This window comes from Paraburkholderia sp. BGA-UO-ETr-F12, assembly GCF_059567945.1.
In genome coordinates, this window is the sequence record NZ_JCAQOZ010000016.1 from 1 (window position 1) to 4,803 (window position 4,803).

Sequence of the window (4,803 nt, forward strand, 5' to 3'; positions counted from 1 at the left end):
TCGCCGACCACGCGATCAACCGCGTTGACGAACTCATGCCGTGGGTCGTTGCGGACCAGCTTCGCGCAAACGCCTGAAGATCCCGCGCGCCTGTCAAGACGGCGCTCGTGCAGCGCTTACGCCACAACCACGCTCGGAACATCATCATTTCGCCACGCAACCGCGCCCAACTTGCGGTCGCGATACCAGATTTCAACGACGGGTGCCATGAACCGTTGGTGCTCTTCGCCAGACCAAACCTGACGCAACCGCGGCAAGACGCGATTGTCGTAAAAGTGCAGGTAGTAAGCGCGACGATTTGGCAACGTATAGGTGCAGAAACGTTTGAAGTGCGCGCTCAGCGTATCTATGTCAAAAGGCGACCATACCCACGTCAGCATATGAAGGTCCGCCTCGTCATCGCACAGACGCTCTAATAGTTGGTATTGCGGCCCTATCTCATTCTGTAGCGCCGACTCGTCGATCGCAATGATGTATGGAGCAATGTCTGCAAACGATTCCAGTACAGAACCAAACGGGCAACTATCCGTTACCCTTGCTGCCCCAGTCAACATGCAAAGAATGCCTCCATGCCACAAGGACCGATGATGCACGTGGCCAGCTGGACGCAGATCAGCTCCGTCGCCATACGAAGCATGCCTAACGGAATGCGCATGCACTGATCACAGCGATTCAAAGGGAATAGGTCGGCCTATTTTCGATCGGGGTCCGCCAGCATCCCTAGCCGGACACCAGCACCGGCTTTCCATGCTCCTTCGCGAGTTGCCTTGGAAGGCGGACCATCAGAACATAGATGCGAACGAGCAGACCTGCAAACCACAGGGCCACGGGCATACCCAATACCGCCAGAAAAAACAACACGCCGTTCGTGCCAAAACCGGAGCTCAGAAGCCGATTTAATATCAGGTAGAACGGTGCGACACCAGAGACGATCCAATAGTAAATCTTCGGAAATGGAGAACGCTCGTTGTGGAGCTTATCGAACAGCATCATGCCGGGTTGAATCTGAAAGCGAAGCTCAGATCCTTGATCGACGAAAGCCCGGTCAACGAAAGAGGTCGTGGTGATCGTATGAAAAACGCTTCGTTTGATGATAGCTAGCCAATACAACGTCAATGCAACGCCACCCAGAAGCCCTGGCCATCTCGCCAGAGGTTGCATAGGCGCAAAGACGAAATAGTAAAAGTAAGCAAATATGCCGAAAAAGAAATAGACAGCAAATACGCCGATCGACTGTACTAACCCACACACCCACAGCAAATTCGTGCGGCGGTACATCATGTAAATTGCGAAGGGGGTGAGGAAACACACCAGAGTGACCAGCATCCCGATTTTCCACGGCCATCCGGATACCGACAAATCGTCGGCGTAGGCCGCGTACGAAACGCCGGTGCCGAGCAAAGGCAAGAGCAGGCTCATTGGTGCGACTTTTTTCACCGTATCCCACAACGGATCTTTATGCACCGCTTGTGGCTTCGCTATAGAGTGTGCTTGTGGCATCTTTGCTTTTTTCCAGTGGACGCCTGTTACGGCATGTACATCATTGGGTACGCATCATAGTCTTTGGGCATCAGCTTTTCCAAGTACTCGGCCGATTGCTTCAAGTGCTCGCCCACCCACTTATACGCGGCTGTCACGTGCCCGGTAGCATTTGTTTTTTTGTCGAGCCAATCGAGCCCGTAGCCCACTGCAATTGCCACGACGATTGTCCCGACGACGATAGCGGCAACGGGTACGGCAACTGTCCCGGCAACGCCTGCGACGATCGCGCCCACGACGACTGACGCGATTGTCGCGCTCAGTCCGGCCTTTGCGAGGTCGATCGTGATCTTTCCCAATAGATCCTCAAAGTGCTTTACTCGCTTGCCGTCCGGACCGATCCTTTGATAGTCGTGTAGCCACTCGGCAACGTCGAGCCCGATTGTAAAAATCAGTGCTATCAGGCCGGCCTTTTTAGCTGCCCCTCTGACCCCCTCCATTGCTGCGGCTGCCCCCGACTCAACACTACCGGCGCCGCCCGCGATCGTGAGGACTTTTTCGTTTTTTACGCCATAGCGTGCCGCCGTTATCAGCTTCCGCAATCTCGGGTTTCCGGTGAACACCACATACACTCGTTCACCGACATTTTTGTGGATCACCTTGGTCAATCTGAACTTCTCCGACCAGAGTTCGGTGATCCATTGCTTATTGTCGTTCAGGAAAGCGGTAGTACCGGCCAACTGACCTATGAGCCAATTGCGGGTCGCGATCTTATTCGTGTCGAGGGCTGTCTCTTCGTCCCCACCCATCGCAAGTGCCTCGAGAATCTCCTTCGGGATGGATTTCATATCGACTTCGAAGATGTTTGCTTCCTGGGTCGGTTCGACGGTCGTTCGAGGCGCCAGCTTGATCGGCAACGGGCATGTCCACAGTTGATTGGCTTGCAACTGATCGGCGGGTGAGGGCGGTCGCAAATAGTCGCGGATCGACGCTTGAGGATATGCTGTCAGCGGCGAACTGTTTGTCGCCCAAAGGGGCGACGTAGCGCTTGCAGGATGGCTCGCCGGGTTAGTGCCGATCGCAATTATTATCGGCTCAGGTTTGGCTTTCGGCGCAGGGTTGCTGCTCAGGAGCCCAAAATCCACCATGGAGTAGCGCTGATAGATCTTGCCATCCTGTTTAAGAATCAACTCACCTTTGAAATCACGGCTGATCCAAAGGTGAAAGCGCTGACCGTCCTGGAATTGTCCCTGTTTGACGCGCTTTTTCTTGGCCACGTCATAGATCCAATCCTCTGTTGCTTCTACAGTGTAACTGGCTCCTTTCTTCACCTGGATATCGAAGATCACGTCCCGATGCTTGCGAAGAAGCACGGTGATATCGCTTTCGGCCCAACACTCGACTGGCTCACCCGGTAAATCAATGCAGACGGTGTGTTGAATCAAAGGGCGGTTACCCATGCTTATTCTCCGCTCCGCTTAATCTGGTCGGCCACGAACTTGCCGAAATCGATGCCTTTCAACTCGCCTTTTCCTTCTCCGTCCAGGACAACGTTGTGTACCACCCCGTCCTCGGAGGCGAGCTTGATAGGTTCCCCCTGCGGTACGTTGCCCTCAGCGTCCATGTAACGGATTCGCATGTCTGCTTTCTTCCCTTCCGAGTTGTAGGTTCGATCAAGACTCGTCGGACCGCTGAACGCGTGCTGCGCTCCCTTGATGTCGATTTTGCCCGGCGCATGAATCTCGATGTTGCCGCCGGAAATGCGCACGTACGCGCCCCCCGCCGTGAGAAGAATTTCCTGCTTGGCAGCCGCATCGATTTTCTCGGTCGCGGAGAGCAACTTCAGCGTCTTCTGGGCGGTGATTTCAAGGTTATCGCCTTGTGCCTGGATTTCGACTTTTCCTTTCCCCGCGAAAAGCTTCATACCCGCGTTCTGTACGAACAGGCTGATCTTTTCGGCGACGCTCACGAGCAGCGACTTCCCTGTCGCAATGTGCGTGCTCTGGCCGCTGACCAGGTTGACATGCTCGGTCGCGGCAACGTGTGCTGACCGTTGTGTCGACATCCCAATGCCCGCCGGCGCCGCGAACAGCATGATCGGCTCCTTGAAGCCGTTGGCATTGCCAGTGCCGCCGCCAGCGGTATTGCCACCACTACCTGTTGCGCCCGCTACGCTGTTCTGCGTTGCATCGGTAAAGGTTTTTAGCGAGTCGCGAGCGTCTTTCAGGCTTTCGGCCTGGTGGGTTTCGCTCGCCTGGGAGAGTGCATCGATCACACTTTCTGAATTGACGAGTTGGCTGTTTGCTTCACGTACGTCGAGGGGCTGGCTTGATGGGCTGGCCGTTGGGTGCGTCGATACGTACAAGCCTTGACCTGCTCTCACGGCGCCGTACGCATCGGACTTCAGGTCGAAGCCGCTACCAAGGTAGGCGCCACGCGAGTTGCCGGTCTGCGCGATCAGATAGCCGAGATGAAGCTGAGAGTTCGTGCTCGTGCTGTAGAGCTGCACGCGGTTCTGGCCGGTGGCATCGTCCATCACCATCTGGTTATATCCGCTGCCTTGGTATTCTTTGGACTTGTAGCCTGAGAGGATGCCGTTCGAATGCCATTCGGGAGTCTTTGCGCCGTTGTAGACGCGACCGGTGACGAGCGGCTTGTCGCAGTCGCCGTCGAGGAACGACACGATGACCTCTTCGCCGATGCGCGGTACGTGTACGCTGCCGTGGCCGCCGCCGGCGTGCGATTGCGCGACGCGCATCCAGCACGACGCGTTTTCGTCGCCGGGATTCAGTCGGTCCCAGTGCATCTGGACTTTGACCCGGTTCAACGAATCCGTGAAGACCTCTTCGTTCTGCGGCCCAACCACGGTCGCGGTCTGCATACGCATCTCGGGTTTCTGATGCTCGAGTGGACTGCGGAATGGGACGGTTCTGCGCTGGGCTTCGACGGCAGCCATGAAGAAGCCTTCGCTGCCATCGCTGGCCTTGATCAACAGCGACGCGTCCGTGCCATGCGCGGCGCGGGCGGCCGCGATGATTCCATTCAGGCTATGCGGGAAGTCCGTCGTGCCGTTCGACACCGGCAGGTTATTCTCGATCACCCACTCAATGCCGATGACGGCAAACTGCCGCTCCTGCTCGCTGCCCGTGCTGTGGTCCGGATGATCCTGCAGTTCGAACCAGCGCCCCGTATCGATGCGGCGGACCGCGCCCACACCGTGGAAACGCTTCGCACGGGACTCCCACTCTTCCATGCGGATCTTCGACAGCTGATCGCCGCGGTCCTGCTGGCCGTACGTGTAGGCGCCCGTGTACTCGTACACCT

The 4,803-nt window shown here is 56.6% G+C and carries 4 protein-coding genes; all 4 read right to left on the reverse strand.

What is annotated here, in order from left to right; translation table 11 throughout:
- Nucleotides 1–116: 116 nt before the first annotated feature.
- Nucleotides 117–554: a DUF4123 domain-containing protein gene (locus AC57B6_RS06720; RefSeq protein ID WP_496420895.1), complete on the reverse strand. Its 438-nt coding sequence runs from the start codon at nt 552–554 to the stop codon at nt 117–119.
- A gap of 166 nt (nt 555–720) precedes the next feature.
- A complete protein-coding gene (locus AC57B6_RS06725; protein WP_281662553.1) occupies nt 721–1,500 on the reverse strand; it encodes a hypothetical protein in 780 nt (259 codons plus the stop codon).
- 26 nt (nt 1,501–1,526) lie between these two features.
- Nucleotides 1,527–2,939, reverse strand: a complete 1,413-nt coding sequence (locus tag AC57B6_RS06730; RefSeq protein WP_496420896.1) for a hypothetical protein — start codon at nt 2,937–2,939, stop codon at nt 1,527–1,529.
- A gap of 2 nt (nt 2,940–2,941) precedes the next feature.
- On the reverse strand, nt 2,942–4,803 hold a 1,862-nt coding region (locus tag AC57B6_RS06735), incomplete at its 5' end, for a DUF2345 domain-containing protein (RefSeq protein ID WP_496420897.1).